The organism is Enterobacter cloacae complex sp. SHL022 (assembly GCF_049237785.1).
GTDB lineage: Bacteria > Pseudomonadota > Gammaproteobacteria > Enterobacterales > Enterobacteriaceae > Enterobacter > Enterobacter hormaechei_C.
Genome location: NZ_JBMKJH010000005.1, coordinates 280,434 through 294,808, shown reverse-complemented (window position 1 = coordinate 294,808; position 14,375 = coordinate 280,434). Strand labels below are relative to the sequence as shown.

The 14,375-nt window shown below is 54.2% G+C and carries 14 protein-coding genes; 9 read left to right on the top strand and 5 right to left on the bottom strand.

What is annotated here, in order from left to right; translation table 11 throughout:
* Nucleotides 1-89: 89 nt before the first annotated feature.
* Nucleotides 90-641: an NAD(P)H nitroreductase gene (locus ACOTZD_RS12830; protein ID WP_023324479.1), complete on the bottom strand. Its 552-nt coding sequence runs from the start codon at nt 639-641 to the stop codon at nt 90-92.
* A 167-nt stretch (nt 642-808) separates the two neighbouring features.
* On the opposite strand from ACOTZD_RS12830, the gene sppA reads away from it, so the two are divergent.
* The 4 genes from sppA to ACOTZD_RS12810 all read left to right on the top strand — a co-directional run bounded on the left by sppA (nt 809) and on the right by ACOTZD_RS12810 (nt 5,871).
* A complete protein-coding gene (gene sppA / locus ACOTZD_RS12825; RefSeq protein WP_032653247.1) occupies nt 809-2,665 on the top strand; it encodes a signal peptide peptidase SppA in 1,857 nt (618 codons plus the stop codon).
* Nucleotides 2,666-2,727: 62 nt separating this feature from the next.
* Nucleotides 2,728-3,744: an asparaginase gene (gene ansA, locus ACOTZD_RS12820; RefSeq protein WP_023303507.1), complete on the top strand. Its 1,017-nt coding sequence runs from the start codon at nt 2,728-2,730 to the stop codon at nt 3,742-3,744.
* A 9-nt stretch (nt 3,745-3,753) separates the two neighbouring features.
* Nucleotides 3,754-4,395 carry a bifunctional nicotinamidase/pyrazinamidase gene (gene pncA, locus ACOTZD_RS12815; protein ID WP_174402050.1) on the top strand — a complete coding sequence of 214 codons (642 nt, stop codon included), beginning with the start codon at nt 3,754-3,756 and terminating at the stop codon, nt 4,393-4,395.
* Between the two features lie 219 nt (nt 4,396-4,614).
* Nucleotides 4,615-5,871, top strand: a complete 1,257-nt coding sequence (locus tag ACOTZD_RS12810) for a glycoside hydrolase family 18 protein (protein ID WP_032658143.1) — start codon at nt 4,615-4,617, stop codon at nt 5,869-5,871.
* Nucleotides 5,872-5,931: 60 nt separating this feature from the next.
* Here ACOTZD_RS12810 and ACOTZD_RS12805 read toward each other — a convergent pair whose 3' ends face one another.
* Complete coding sequence (locus ACOTZD_RS12805) at nt 5,932-6,210, bottom strand: YeaC family protein (protein WP_003857863.1); 279 nt, start codon at nt 6,208-6,210, stop codon at nt 5,932-5,934.
* 41 nt (nt 6,211-6,251) lie between these two features.
* Nucleotides 6,252-6,665 (bottom strand): peptide-methionine (R)-S-oxide reductase MsrB, encoded by a 414-nt coding sequence (gene msrB / locus ACOTZD_RS12800; RefSeq protein ID WP_003857865.1) that lies wholly within the window; start codon nt 6,663-6,665, stop codon nt 6,252-6,254.
* Between the two features lie 341 nt (nt 6,666-7,006).
* Between msrB and gapA the strand changes: the two genes are divergently transcribed.
* Together gapA and ACOTZD_RS12790 are read left to right on the top strand one after the other, a co-directional pair.
* A complete protein-coding gene (gapA, locus tag ACOTZD_RS12795) occupies nt 7,007-8,002 on the top strand; it encodes a glyceraldehyde-3-phosphate dehydrogenase (protein WP_006809136.1) in 996 nt (331 codons plus the stop codon).
* A 74-nt stretch (nt 8,003-8,076) separates the two neighbouring features.
* The gene (locus ACOTZD_RS12790) at nt 8,077-8,961 is read left to right on the top strand and encodes a D-hexose-6-phosphate mutarotase (protein WP_003857869.1); all 885 of its coding nucleotides are present in this window, start codon (nt 8,077-8,079) and stop codon (nt 8,959-8,961) included.
* A gap of 66 nt (nt 8,962-9,027) precedes the next feature.
* Here ACOTZD_RS12790 and ACOTZD_RS12785 read toward each other — a convergent pair whose 3' ends face one another.
* On the bottom strand, nt 9,028-9,774 hold the full coding sequence (locus ACOTZD_RS12785) for a MipA/OmpV family protein (RefSeq protein ID WP_022650867.1): 747 nt from the start codon (nt 9,772-9,774) through the stop codon (nt 9,028-9,030).
* Nucleotides 9,775-10,206: 432 nt separating this feature from the next.
* On the opposite strand from ACOTZD_RS12785, the gene yeaG reads away from it, so the two are divergent.
* The 3 genes from yeaG to ACOTZD_RS12770 all read left to right on the top strand — a co-directional run bounded on the left by yeaG (nt 10,207) and on the right by ACOTZD_RS12770 (nt 14,114).
* On the top strand, nt 10,207-12,141 hold the full coding sequence (yeaG, locus tag ACOTZD_RS12780) for a protein kinase YeaG (protein WP_006809140.1): 1,935 nt from the start codon (nt 10,207-10,209) through the stop codon (nt 12,139-12,141).
* Between the two features lie 89 nt (nt 12,142-12,230).
* Complete coding sequence (locus tag ACOTZD_RS12775; RefSeq protein WP_017384692.1) at nt 12,231-13,514, top strand: YeaH/YhbH family protein; 1,284 nt, start codon at nt 12,231-12,233, stop codon at nt 13,512-13,514.
* Between the two features lie 99 nt (nt 13,515-13,613).
* Nucleotides 13,614-14,114: a YbaK/prolyl-tRNA synthetase associated domain-containing protein gene (locus ACOTZD_RS12770; RefSeq protein ID WP_022650816.1), complete on the top strand. Its 501-nt coding sequence runs from the start codon at nt 13,614-13,616 to the stop codon at nt 14,112-14,114.
* 20 nt (nt 14,115-14,134) lie between these two features.
* Here ACOTZD_RS12770 and yoaI read toward each other — a convergent pair whose 3' ends face one another.
* On the bottom strand, nt 14,135-14,236 hold the full coding sequence (gene yoaI / locus ACOTZD_RS12765; protein WP_017384693.1) for a small membrane protein YoaI: 102 nt from the start codon (nt 14,234-14,236) through the stop codon (nt 14,135-14,137).
* Between the last annotated feature and the right edge of the window lie 139 nt (nt 14,237-14,375).

The following is a 14,375-nucleotide window of genomic DNA, read 5'->3' as shown; positions in this document are numbered from 1 at the left end:
TATGGTAGCGCTCATTCCATAAAGAGGTAAGTATGACTGTCTGAATTCTGCGGCGGATGCTCAGAATCCAGACAGTTTAGCGCGGGTAATTAAAAACGGCTGACGAAAGGCGTGGTGTCCGGCACGCTGATGGTGCTGGAGGCTTTAAGCTGCGGGGTGCCGAGATAGAGGAAGCCGACAATTTTATCGTGCTCGCCACAGGCAAAGCCATCACGCACGACCGAACTTTCGGTCAGCGGTCCGGTGCGCCAGATGCCATTGAAGCCCTGCGCGACGGCGGCCATTTGCATTGCCATTACCGCGCAACCGGCAGACATCTCCTGCTCCCAGACCGGCACTTTATGATCGGCCTGGCATTTTGCGACTACCGCGATGATCATCGGCGCACGGAATGGCGCGTTGCGGGCTTTATCAATCCCCTTCTCATCCTGGCCTGCGGCAACAGCCCCCTGCTCCAGCAGCTGGCTGAAGCGGCCGCGCCCTTCGCCTTCAATAATAAAGAAGTGCCACGGCTGCAATGTGCCATGGTCCGGCGCACGCATTCCGGCACGCAGAATGTTTTCCAGCTGCTCGCCGACGGGTGCCGGTTCGGCCAGGCGGGAAGCGCTACGACGGTTAACAAGCAGTTCAAGTGCGTCCATTGGTTAACTCCTTTCATGAAATTTACTCACAAAATTAACACGACAGCAGAATTTGTTACAGCGTGGCAGGCGATTCCTGCTGACAAGTGGCGGTTGGGTCATTACGATAACCGCACATTACCGTCCCGTGGCGACGGAAACAGTCCTTTTCTGGTTAGGGAGAATACATGCGAACCCTTTGGCGAATCTTTGCCGGTTTCTTTAAATGGACGTGGCGACTGCTCAACTTCGTCCGCAACCTGGTGATGAACATCTTTTTCATCTTCCTGGTCCTGGTATGCGCTGGTATCTGGATGCATATCAGCAACGCAAACCAGTCGCAGCATTCGACGCGCGGCGCACTGTTACTCGATATCACCGGGGTGATTGTTGATAAGCCATCGACCAGCAACCGTCTGGGCGTGATTGGCCGCCAGCTGTTCGGCGCAACGTCAGACCGTCTCCAGGAAAACTCCTTGTTTGATATTGTCGACACCATCCGTCAGGCCAAAGACGATCGTAACATTACCGGTATCGTGTTGGACCTGAAAGATTTTGCCGGCGCCGATCAGCCGTCAATGCAGTACATCGGTAAAGCGCTGCGCGAATTTCGCGACAGCGGTAAACCGGTTATTGCCATTGGCGACAGCTACACCCAGGGGCAATATTATCTGGCGAGCTTTGCCAATAAGATCTGGCTTTCGCCACAGGGCACGGTCGATCTGCATGGCTTCGCCACTAACGGTCTGTACTACAAATCGCTGCTCGACAAGCTGAAGGTCACTACCCACGTCTTCCGCGTCGGGACCTATAAATCCGCCGTGGAGCCGTTTATCCGCGATGATATGTCCCCTGCCGCTCGTGAAGCGGACAGCCGCTGGATTGGCGAGCTGTGGCAGAACTACCTCGGCACCATTGCCGCTAACCGTCAGATTACCGCTGAGCAGGTCTTTCCGGGCGCGCGCGGCGTGCTGGACGGCCTGCGCAAGGTGGACGGCGATACAGCGAAATACGCGCTTGATAACAAACTGGTCGATCAGCTGGGTTCCAGCGCTGAAATTGAAAAAGCGCTGACCAAACAGTTCGGCTGGAGTAAAGAGGATAAAAACTACAGCGCCATCAGCATGTATGACTACGCCGCGAAAAAGCCGGACGACAGCGGTGACAGCATCGCCGTGGTGTTTGCTAACGGGGCCATTATGGACGGGGAAGAAACGCCGGGGAACGTCGGCGGGGACACCACCGCGTCGCAGATCCGCGATGCGCGCCTGGATCCGAAAGTGAAGGCAATTGTCCTGAGGGTGAACAGCCCTGGCGGCAGCGTCAGCGCCTCTGAAGTGATCCGTGCTGAACTGGCCGCCGCGCGCGCCGCAGGCAAGCCGGTAGTGGTCTCGATGGGCGGCATGGCGGCTTCCGGGGGGTACTGGATCTCGACGCCAGCCAACTACATCGTGGCTAACCCAAGCACGCTGACCGGCTCGATTGGCATCTTCGGTGTGATCAACACCGTTGAGAACAGCCTGGATTATCTCGGCGTCCACACCGACGGCGTTTCCACCTCGCCGCTGGCAGACGTGTCCGTTACCAAATCCCTGCCGCCTGAGGTGTCTGAGATGATGCAGCTCAGCATTGAGAGTGGCTATAAACGTTTCATCACGCTGGTTGCGGACTCCCGTAAAAAGACGCCAGACCAGATTGACCAGATCGCGCAGGGCCACGTCTGGACCGGCCAGGATGCGAAGAGCAACGGTCTGGTAGACAGCCTGGGTGACTTCGACGACGCCGTGAAGAAAGCGGCGGAGCTGGCGAAGCTCAAGCAGTGGCACGTGGACTATTATCAGGACGAACCGACGTTCTTCGATATGGTCATGGACAGCATGTCCGGCTCCGTCCGTGCCATGCTGCCGGACGCGCTTCAGGCTTATCTGCCGGCGCCGGTGGCGACCGCGGCGAAAGCCATGAAAGCGGAGAGCGACAAGCTCGCAGCCTTTAATGATCCACAGAGCCGTTACGCGTTTTGCCTGACCTGCGCGAACGTGCGTTAAAAACCGTCCCCTCTTCCCGTGAAGAGGGGATTTTTTCTTTTGAAGAACAAGAACTCATTACCATGCAGAAGAAATCAATATATGTCGCCTATACCGGCGGTACCATCGGTATGCAGCGCTCAGAAAATGGCTATATCCCGGTTTCCGGCCACTTGCAGCGCCAGCTGGCGCTGATGCCTGAATTTCACCGTCCGGAAATGCCGGACTTTACCATCCACGAATATGAGCCGCTGATGGACTCCTCCGACATGACGCCGGAAGACTGGCAGCATATTGCGGATGATATTAAAGCCCATTACGACCAGTACGACGGCTTCGTGATCCTTCACGGTACCGACACCATGGCGTTCACCGCCTCGGCGCTCTCCTTCATGCTGGAGAACCTGAGCAAGCCCGTCATCGTGACCGGTTCGCAGATCCCGCTGGCGGAACTGCGTTCAGACGGGCAGATCAACCTGCTCAACTCTCTGTACGTGGCCGCTAATTACCCGATCAACGAGGTAACGCTTTTCTTCAACAACCGACTGTACCGCGGGAACCGTACCACTAAAGCGCACGCCGATGGCTTTGACGCTTTTGCCTCACCTAACCTGCAACCGCTGCTGGAAGCGGGGATCCATATCCGTCGTCTGGGCACGCCGCCCGCACCAAATACCGCAGGCGAACTGATCGTTCACCCGATCACCCCGCAGCCGATCGGCGTGGTGACGATTTATCCGGGTATTTCCGCCGACGTGGTGCGCAACTTCCTGCGCCAGCCGGTGAAGGCGCTGATCCTGCGCTCCTATGGTGTGGGTAACGCCCCGCAGAACGGTGAATTCCTGAAAGAGCTTCAGGAGGCGAGCGATCGCGGGATTGTGGTGGTCAACCTCACCCAGTGTATGTCCGGCAAGGTCAATATGGGCGGCTACGCCACCGGTAATGCTCTGGCTCACGCAGGCGTGATAAGTGGTTTCGATATGACCGTTGAGGCAACACTGACTAAACTTCACTATTTACTGAGTCAGGATCTGGATATTGATTCCATTCGCCGCGCCATGATGCAAAACCTGCGCGGTGAACTGACGCCGGACGAATAAGGAGATCCCATGAAGCAACGCGCCCTGTTACTGGTCGATTTGCAAAATGATTTCTGTGCGGGTGGTGCGCTGGCCGTCGCGGAAGGCGACAGCACCGTAGACGTCGCGAATTCGCTGATTGCGTGGTGTAAAGCTCGTGGTGAAGCGGTGGTGGCGAGTCAGGACTGGCATCCGGCAAACCACGGCAGCTTTGCCAGCCAGCACAACGTTGAGCCTTACAGCCAGGGCGATCTGGACGGGCTGGCGCAAACCTTCTGGCCCGATCACTGCGTGCAGCAGACGGAAGGCGCTGAGCTGCATCCGCTGCTGAACCAGAAGGCCATCGACGCGGTGTTCCACAAAGGTGAAAACCCAACCATCGACAGCTACAGCGCGTTCTTTGATAACGGTCATCGTCAGAAGACGGCGCTGGACGCGTGGTTGCGCCACCATGAGATCACCGAGCTGATTGTGCTGGGCCTGGCGACGGATTACTGCGTGAAGTTCACCGTGCTGGATGCGCTCCAGTTGGGCTATACCGTGAATGTCATCACCGACGGCTGTCGCGGGGTAAATATTCAGCCGCAGGACAGCGCTCAGGCGTTTATGGATATGGCCGCAGAAGGCACAACGCTGTATACGCTGGCTGACTGGATGGAGACGCAGGCGTAAGCTTTTTAGCCGGGTGACGGCTTAGCCTTACCCGGCCTACTTTCTCTGGTTTTGTAGACCGGATAAGCGTCAGCGCCACCCGGCATTTCTTCCCCAATCCCCATAAAGTGAACTCCCTCGCATCACAAGCGAAACGGCGATGCTATTCTCTTCAGGCTGTTTTTTCGCCACGCCTTTTCTGTGGCGTGGTTATTTTTATTCAGTCAAAGAGGAAATTATATGAAACGTTTGCCCTTGCTGGCAGCATTACCCTTGCTTTGCGCGTCACTGGCTTCCGCCGCGCCCCTGATGTCCGTGGGTTACTTCAATGGGGGTGGCGATGTTACCGCCGGACCGGGTGGCGATATTAATAAACTGGACGTCCGCCAGATCACCCACCTCAACTACTCGTTTGGTCTGGTCTATAACAACGAGAAAGACGAAACCAACGCCGCGCTGAAAGATCCGGCAAAACTGCATCAAATCTGGTTATCACCTAAGGTGGCATCCGATCTGGCGTTACTTCCTCAGCTTCGTAAACAAAACCCGAACCTGAAAGTCCTGCTTTCCGTTGGCGGCTGGGGCGCGCGAGGATTTTCTGGCGCAGCGGCAACCAAAGAGAGTCGCGCGGTGTTTATTCGCTCCGCGCAGGAGATCGTCAGTAAATACGGCCTGGACGGGATCGACCTGGACTGGGAATATCCGGTCAACGGCGCGTGGGGACTTGTCGAAAGCACCCCTGCCGACCGGGATAATTTCACCGCGCTGTTAAAAGAGATGCGTGACGCGTTTGGTAAGAAAAAGCTGGTCACGATTGCGGTGGGCGCGAATGCGGAAAGTCCGAAAAGCTGGGTGGATGTGAAAGCCATTGCCCCCCTGCTTGATTACATCAACCTGATGACCTACGACATGGCGTACGGTACTCAGTATTTTAACGCGAATCTGTATGACTCCAGCGACTGGCCAACGGTAGCTGCCGCAGACAAATACAGCGTCGATTTTGTCGTGAATAACTATCTGGCCGCCGGGCTGAAGCCGCAGCAGATGAACCTCGGAATTGGTTTCTATGGGCGCGTGCCGAAACGTGCCGTAGAGCCAGGGATCGACTGGAGCAAACCAGACGCGCAAAACAATCCGGTGACGCAGCCCTACTTCGGGCCGCAGGAACTGAGCCTGTTCAAATCGCTTGGCTATGATCTGACCAAAGATACCTATGTGAAATACAACGATATCGTCCGCAAGCTGCTGAACGATCCGCAAAAACGCTTTACCGAGCACTGGGACGAACAGGCGAAGGTGCCGTGGCTGTCGGTGAAATCCGCCGACGGGAAGGCGCTGTTTGCGATTTCCTATGAGAACCCGCGCTCCGTGGCGATCAAAGCGGATTACATCAAGGAGAAAGGACTTGCCGGCGCCATGTTCTGGGAGTATGGGGCTGACGACGAAAACCAGCTCGCGAAACAGCTGGCGGAGTCGCTTGGGATCCCGCATCAGTAGTAAGACAATCAAGCCCTCTCCCTTTGGGAGAGGGTTGGGTGAGGGCATAAACCCGCACCGTTATTGCATTTTCATCGTCGCAATCGGCTTCGGCGTGATGCCGAAGTCTTCTTTCAACTCGCGCTTGCTTTTCATCACCATCTGACCGTTAGTGTCGATGGTCATGTGCTGGGCGTCGGTATTGTGACGCGCCTGCCACAGCATCACCAGCTGCAAGCTGTTCTCTTTTTGCTCAGGTGTGAGCGCCACACCGTCCGGCCATTTTCCCAACTCAACGGCCGTCACCAGACGCTGATAAACCTCCGGGGTCATACCTGCAATCATGTCATCAATATTCATGATCTCTCCCTTTCAAAGGAATAATTTGCTGAATCGTTTTTTCAACCCTTGGTCTGGTCGCCGTTTTCATCATCGGTAAAGCTCATGGAAGCCGAATTTACGCAGAAACGCTCCCCCGTCGGCTGCGGGCCATCCGGGAAGACATGCCCGAGATGGGCGTCGCAGTTCCCGCAACGAATTTCGGTGCGCACCATGCCGTGCGAGGTGTCCGTCAGGTAGCGGATCGCATCATCGCTGACAGGCTCGTAAAAACTCGGCCAGCCGCAGCCAGAATCGTACTTCGTCTGGGAGTTAAACAGCGGTGCATCACACACCAGGCAGTGGTAGACGCCTTCCCGTTTATTGTGCAGCAAACGCCCGGAAAACGGCGGTTCTGTGCCGTGATTTTGCGTCACGTAAAACTGCATCTCTGTAAGGTTTTTTTTCAAATCGTCGGGGTTACGTTGGTTCGACATATGCTTACATCTCGCTGTTGAAACAGACATCTTTTAACCCAGATTCTAACAAAACATTAACACCCGCGCGTGCACTTTTGTTCTAAACTTATGTGTCGCGAAAAGGCGGTCAGGCAATTGTGATCAATTTCACATTTTAATCCTGCGAGGCCTTTAAAATTCCGGGCGCAGCCCCCATGTGGTTGCTAGCTCAAAGGGAAAGTGAGGCGAGTCAGTCGCACAAACGTTAGTCACAGGATTGATTTGTCGCAATGATTGACACGATTCCGCTTGACGCTGCGTAAGGTTTTTGTAATTTTACAGGCAACCTTTTATTCACTAACAAATAGCTGGTGGAATATATGACTATCAAAGTAGGTATCAACGGTTTTGGCCGTATCGGCCGTATTGTTTTCCGTGCTGCTCAGAAACGTTCTGACATCGAAATCGTTGGTATCAACGATCTCCTGGACGCTGAATACATGGCGTACATGCTGAAGTACGACTCAACTCACGGTCGTTTCGACGGCACCGTTGAAGTGAAAGACGGCCACCTGGTTGTTAACGGCAAAACCATCCGCGTTACTGCTGAGAAAGACCCAGCTAACCTGAAATGGAACGAAATCGGTGTTGACGTTGTAGCTGAAGCTACCGGTATCTTCCTGACCGACGAAACTGCACGTAAACACATCACTGCGGGTGCGAAGAAAGTTGTTCTGACTGGTCCTTCCAAAGACAACACCCCAATGTTCGTTCGCGGTGCAAACTTCGAAACTTACGCTGGCCAGGACATCGTTTCCAACGCATCCTGCACCACCAACTGCCTGGCACCGCTGGCTAAAGTTATCAACGACAACTTCGGCATCATCGAAGGTCTGATGACTACCGTTCACGCAACCACCGCTACTCAGAAAACCGTTGATGGCCCGTCTCACAAAGACTGGCGCGGCGGCCGTGGCGCGGCTCAGAACATCATCCCATCTTCTACCGGTGCTGCTAAAGCAGTAGGTAAAGTACTGCCAGAACTGAATGGCAAACTGACTGGTATGGCGTTCCGCGTTCCAACTCCTAACGTATCCGTTGTTGACCTGACCGTTCGTCTGGAAAAAGCTGCTTCTTATGAAGAAATTAAGAAAGCAATCAAAGCTGCTTCCGAAGGCCCAATGAAAGGCGTTCTGGGTTACACCGAAGACGACGTTGTATCTACCGATTTCAACGGCGAAGTGTGCACTTCCGTGTTCGATGCTAAAGCAGGTATCGCACTGAACGACAACTTCGTGAAACTGGTTTCCTGGTACGACAACGAAACTGGCTACTCTAACAAAGTACTGGACCTGATCGCTCACATCTCCAAATAAGTTGAGATGAGTGCTTGATCCTAAAAGGCGACTTCGGTCGCCTTTTTTATTGTTTTTAGACAGAGGATTGCTTAATGATTAATAAAATTTTTGCACTTCCGGTAGTCGAACAACTTACCCCTGTGCTCTCCCGCCGTCAGATTGACGGTGCCGATATCATCATCGTTGATCATCCGCGCGTTAAAGCCTCCGTCGCACTCAACGGCGCCCACCTGCTCTCCTGGAAACCAGAAGGTGAAGAAGAAGGCCTGTGGCTAAGCGAGGCCACCTCGTTCAAAAGAGGGGCGGCGATCCGCGGCGGCGTACCGATTTGCTGGCCATGGTTTGGCCCGTCAGCGCAGCAGGGATTACCGTCTCACGGTTTCGCCCGTAACCAGCAGTGGACGCTGAAAGCCCACAACGAAGATGAAAACGGCGCGGTGTTGACCTTTGAGCTTCAGGCGAATGATGAAACGCGCGCCCTGTGGCCACATGAATTCACCCTGTATGCCCGCTTCAAGCTGGGTAAAACCTGCGAGATTGAACTGGAAGCGCACGGCGAATTCGAAACAACGTCCGCCCTGCACACCTATTTCAACGTAGGCGACATTCAGGCCGTTAAGGTGAGCGGACTTGGCGATACCTTTATCGACAAAGTGGATAACGCGAAAGAAGGCAAGCTGGACGACGGCGTGCAGACTTTCCCGGATCGTACCGACCGCGTATACCTGCACCCGGAAGCCTGTAGCGTCATCCACGACAGCGCGCTGAACCGCGGTATTGATGTGGTTCATCACCACCACAGCAACGTAGTGGGCTGGAACCCGGGCCCTGCCCTTTCCGTCAGCATGGCGGATATCCCGGATGACGGTTACAAGACCTTCGTCTGCGTGGAAACCGCGTGCGTGACCGCGCCGCAGAAAACCAGCGAAGAAAAACCGTCCCGCTTAGGCCAGACGATCAAGATTGTGAAGCGCTAATATTGTTCAGGCATCATAAAAAACAAACGGGGCGCAAGCGCCCCGTTTTAATGCATTACGTTCTGGTCAGAACTTGTAGGTCACACCTACAGAGAAGATGCCAGACCAGGACTTGTCGACCATCGGGCTGTCTTTCACTTCATCGCTCAGACGAATGTAACGGCCAGTACCGTACACATTCCAGTCACCGAGGAAGTTATACGATGCGGTGAGTTCCAGGTACGGGTCCCAGCCATCATCCGCGCTGTAGCTATTCAAACCACTGCGGCGAGACTCCGCTTTAGACACGCCATAGTAGTAGTCGTTGTAATTTTCGCTGCTGTACTGCACACCGATACCCGGCGTCAGCGTCACTGCGCCGTTGGTATAGCGGTAAAGCCACGCCAGATCCCAGATGAAGCCGTTGCTGTTGTCCAGGGTATCGCCCGCCAGCGCAGTGCGCAGGAAGCCATACTCGGTATTATGGACGTAAGAAAGCCCCGCCATCAGTGAGCTTCTGCGTTTGTCCAGTTGACGAAGCGCATTGCTGTCGCTGTCGCCTGGTTTAAAGTGCGTTGGATCGTAATAGGCCATGATGGAGAGCTTATCGGCCGTATCGTTCCACAGATAGTAGCCGCCGCCCAACCCACGGAACCAAAAGTTATCGCCTTCATAGGTGACAACGGGGACAGGATAAACGTCGCGGTCATACTGCTTGTACGGGCTGTTAATCACGCCAGCACCCGCGCCAACAGTCCACTGGCTCTCAGCCTGTACGGTGCTCGCTGCGGTAGCGGCAAGGATGCCCAATGCCAGAAGTTTGAGTTTGGTCACAATCCATTCTTTCCTGTAGTCAAATAATCAGCGGGTGAAGTGTAACCGCCATTCCCGTACATCCCAAAATTTTTTGCGCACTAATCCGTTTGATTAACCCGTTATTTTTCATTTTTCAGATGACATCCCGCTTTCATTTATGTGACCGATAAATGAAAAACCCGCTTTTCGCTTATAACCGCAGTGGAAATTTTTGGATGAGTTATTGATATGTCATTGAAAGTAGATTTTATCCGTATGCAAGTTTTGCAATTGCCATCTACGCTTTAATTTAAGAAGAGGTTTTGCTGAACACCCTGCGGTTCATAGCCTTCGACCTGGCACACAGGTTGCTGCTCTGGCAGTGAGGTGCGAAAAATTCTCTTCCGGGAGCCTCCACTACTCATACGAACGGCTCTTATCCTGTGCTAAAAAACGAAAGGACGGCATGCCATGAATATATTCGATCACTATCGCCAGCGCTACGAAGCTGCCAAGGACGAAGAGTTCACACTGCAGGAGTTTCTTACCATTTGTCGGCAAGATCGCAGTGCCTATGCCAATGCGGCAGAACGGCTATTGATGGCTATTGGTGAGCCAAACATGGTTGATACTGCCCTGGAGCCACGGCTTTCCCGTCTCTTTTCGAATCGGGTGGTCGCCCGATACCCGGCGTTTGAAGAGTTCTATGGCATGGAAGATGCCATTGAGCAGATCGTCTCCTACCTGAAGCATGCCGCTCAGGGGCTGGAAGAGAAGAAGCAGATCCTTTACCTGCTGGGTCCTGTCGGTGGGGGTAAATCCTCCCTGGCTGAACGGCTGAAAGCGCTGATGCAGCGCGTGCCGATCTATGTGCTGAGCGCCAACGGCGAGCGCAGCCCGGTCAATGACCATCCGCTGTGCCTGTTTAATCCGCAAGAGGATGCGCAAATTCTGGAAAAAGAGTTTGGCATTCCGCATCGCTATCTCGGTACGATCATGTCGCCGTGGGCGGCAAAACGTCTGCACGAGTTTGGCGGGGACATCACCAAATTCCGCGTCGTGAAAGTGTGGCCGTCTATCCTCGAGCAGATCGCCATTGCCAAAACAGAACCCGGTGACGAGAACAACCAGGATATCTCGGCGCTGGTGGGTAAAGTCGATATCCGTAAGCTAGAGCATCACGCGCAAAACGACCCGGATGCCTACGGCTATTCCGGTGCGCTGTGCCGTGCCAACCAGGGGATTATGGAATTCGTCGAGATGTTTAAAGCACCGATCAAAGTGCTGCATCCGCTGCTGACCGCCACCCAGGAGGGGAACTACAACGGGACGGAAGGTATTTCCGCCCTGCCGTTTAACGGGATTATCCTTGCCCACTCTAACGAATCTGAATGGGTGACCTTCCGTAACAACAAAAACAATGAGGCGTTCCTTGACCGTGTGTACATCGTCAAAGTGCCTTATTGCCTGCGGATCTCCGAGGAGATCAAGATTTACGAAAAATTGCTCAACCACAGTGAGCTGGTCCATGCCCCTTGCGCACCGGGAACGCTGGAAACGCTGTCGCGCTTCTCGATCCTGTCGCGCCTGAAGGAGCCGGAAAACTCCAGCATCTACTCAAAAATGCGCGTGTATGACGGGGAAAGCCTGAAGGATACTGACCCGAAAGCGAAATCGTACCAGGAATACCGCGATTACGCCGGGGTCGACGAAGGGATGAACGGTCTGTCGACGCGTTTCGCGTTTAAGATCCTCTCCCGCGTCTTTAACTTCGACCACGCGGAGGTGGCCGCCAACCCGGTACATCTGTTCTACGTGCTGGAACAGCAAATTGAACGTGAACAGTTCCCACAGGAGCAGGCTGAACGCTACCTGGAGTTCCTGAAAGGCTACCTGATCCCGAAATACGCCGAGTTCATTGGCAAAGAGATCCAGACCGCCTATCTGGAATCCTATTCCGAATACGGCCAGAACATCTTCGACCGGTACGTCACTTACGCTGACTTCTGGATCCAGGATCAGGAGTATCGCGACCCGGATACCGGCCAGCTGTTTGACCGTGAATCCCTGAACGCGGAACTTGAAAAAATCGAGAAACCAGCCGGGATCAGCAACCCGAAAGACTTCCGAAACGAGATTGTGAACTTCGTGCTGCGCGCCAGAGCGCATAACAACGGCCGCAATCCGAACTGGACCAGCTACGAAAAACTGCGCACCGTTATAGAGAAGAAAATGTTCTCTAACACGGAAGAGCTGTTGCCGGTTATCTCGTTCAACGCCAAAACCTCAACCGACGAGCAGAAAAAGCACGACGATTTTGTCGACCGTATGATGGAAAAAGGCTATACGCGCAAACAGGTCCGCCTGCTTTGTGAATGGTATCTGCGCGTGCGTAAATCGTCTTAAAACAAGTGCCCGGTAACGCGCTTACCGGGCCAACAAAATGTCCGGCACTTACGGACGCTGCAAGTTGGCAAATGCAGTACGGGGGATATATGACCTGGTTTATTGACCGGCGTCTTAACGGCAAAAACAAGAGCACGGTGAATCGCCAGCGCTTCTTGCGCCGTTATAAAGCGCAAATTAAACAGTCGATCTCCGAGGCCATCAACAAACGCTCGGTGACCGACGTCGACAGCGGCGAATCCGTCTCCATCCCCAACGATGACATCAGCGAACCGATGTTTCATCAGGGGCGTGGCGGCCTTCGCCATCGTGTACACCCAGGTAATGACCACTTCGTCCAGAATGACAGAATCGAGCGACCCCAGGGCGGAGGCGGCGGTTCTGGCAGCGGTCAGGGGCAAGCCAGCCAGGACGGAGAAGGCCAGGATGAGTTTGTCTTCCAGATTTCAAAAGACGAATATCTCGATCTGCTGTTTGAGGATCTGGCCCTGCCGAATCTGAGAAAGAATCAGCACCGTCAGCTCAACGAATACAAAACCCATCGTGCGGGCTATACCGCAAATGGGGTGCCCGCCAACATCAGCGTGGTGCGTTCACTGCAAAACTCGCTGGCGCGACGCACGGCGATGACGGCAGGCAAACGGCGCGAACTGCGCGAGCTGGAAACCAGCCTGAAAGTAGTGGAAAACACGGAACCGGCGCAACTGCTGGAAGAGGAGCGCCTGCGAAAAGAGATTGCCGAACTGCGGGCGAAGATCGACCGGGTGCCGTTTATCGACACGTTCGACCTGCGCTACAAGAACTACGAAAAACGCCCTGAGCCTTCCAGCCAGGCGGTGATGTTCTGCCTGATGGACGTGTCAGGTTCAATGGATCAGGCCACCAAGGATATGGCTAAGCGTTTTTATATTCTGCTCTATCTGTTCCTGAGCAGAACGTATAAGAACGTGGAGGTGGTCTACATCCGCCATCACACTCAGGCGAAAGAGGTGGATGAACATGAGTTCTTCTACTCGCAGGAGACCGGTGGCACCATCGTGTCGAGCGCCCTGAAGCTGATGGATGAGGTAGTGAAGGAGCGCTACGATCCGGCGCAGTGGAACATCTACGCCGCGCAGGCATCGGATGGCGATAACTGGGCGGATGACTCGCCGCTGTGTCATGAAATTCTGGCGAAGAAGATCCTGCCGGTGGTGCGTTACTACAGCTACATTGAAATTACCCGTCGCGCCCACCAGACGCTATGGCGTGAGTATGAGCATCTGCAAGCGATGTTTGATAACTTTGCGATGCAGCACATTCGTGACCAGGATGACATCTATCCGGTCTTCCGGGAACTGTTCCAGAAACAGTCATCCACCAGCAACGCATGACCCAACAGCCAGCGCTCCCGCTGGCTGTTTTCTTTCAGCCCTCTCCGTCCCGTGCTAATGTAGCAAGCTACGTATTGGCAAATCACAGGTGAAATCGTTATGTCTGATGACGTGACCGGGACGACGACCCATCAGCGGCTAATCAGCTTATTAACCGAGCAGGAGGCGCGCTTTCGCGTGGTGGCGCATGAGGCCGTTGGGAAATGCGAAGCGGTCAGTGAAATTCGCGGGACCGATCTCCGGCAGGGTGCAAAAGCACTGGTCTGCAAGGTAAAAGGCAACGGCGTTAAGAAACATATTCTGGCAATCCTTGCCGCCGATCGGCAGGCCGATCTGAGCCTGCTGGCCAGCCATTTCGGTGGGCTAAAGGCCTCTCTCGCCAGTCCGGCAGAAGTGGATGCGCTTACCGGCTGCGTTTTCGGCGCCATTCCCCCCTTCAGCTTTCATCCGGATCTGACGCTGGTCGCCGATCCGCTGCTGTTTGAGCGCTTCGATGAAATCGCCTTTAACGCCGGCCTGCTGGAAAAATCGGTGATAATGGATACCCAGGACTATCTGCGTATCGCCCGTCCTGAACTGGTGACGTTCCGTAAACAATAAATACAGCGGCTGGCTAACGGTCAGCCGTTTTCCAGCAGCAGCACGGAAGCAATCAAAATAATCGCGATGATAAAAAATGATGAGGAAATAATTAGCGTTTCGACAAACATAGGATCGTTCATGATGCCCTCTGCTTTGCCCATTTACCTCTTTTTTACTCCCCCACAATGACAGCTAAATGACAATGACGCGTCCGCGAAAAGACGATTTTTTTCGCTGAAACGATTCGCTGTTAACTATCCTCCTCCGTATAAAGTCACT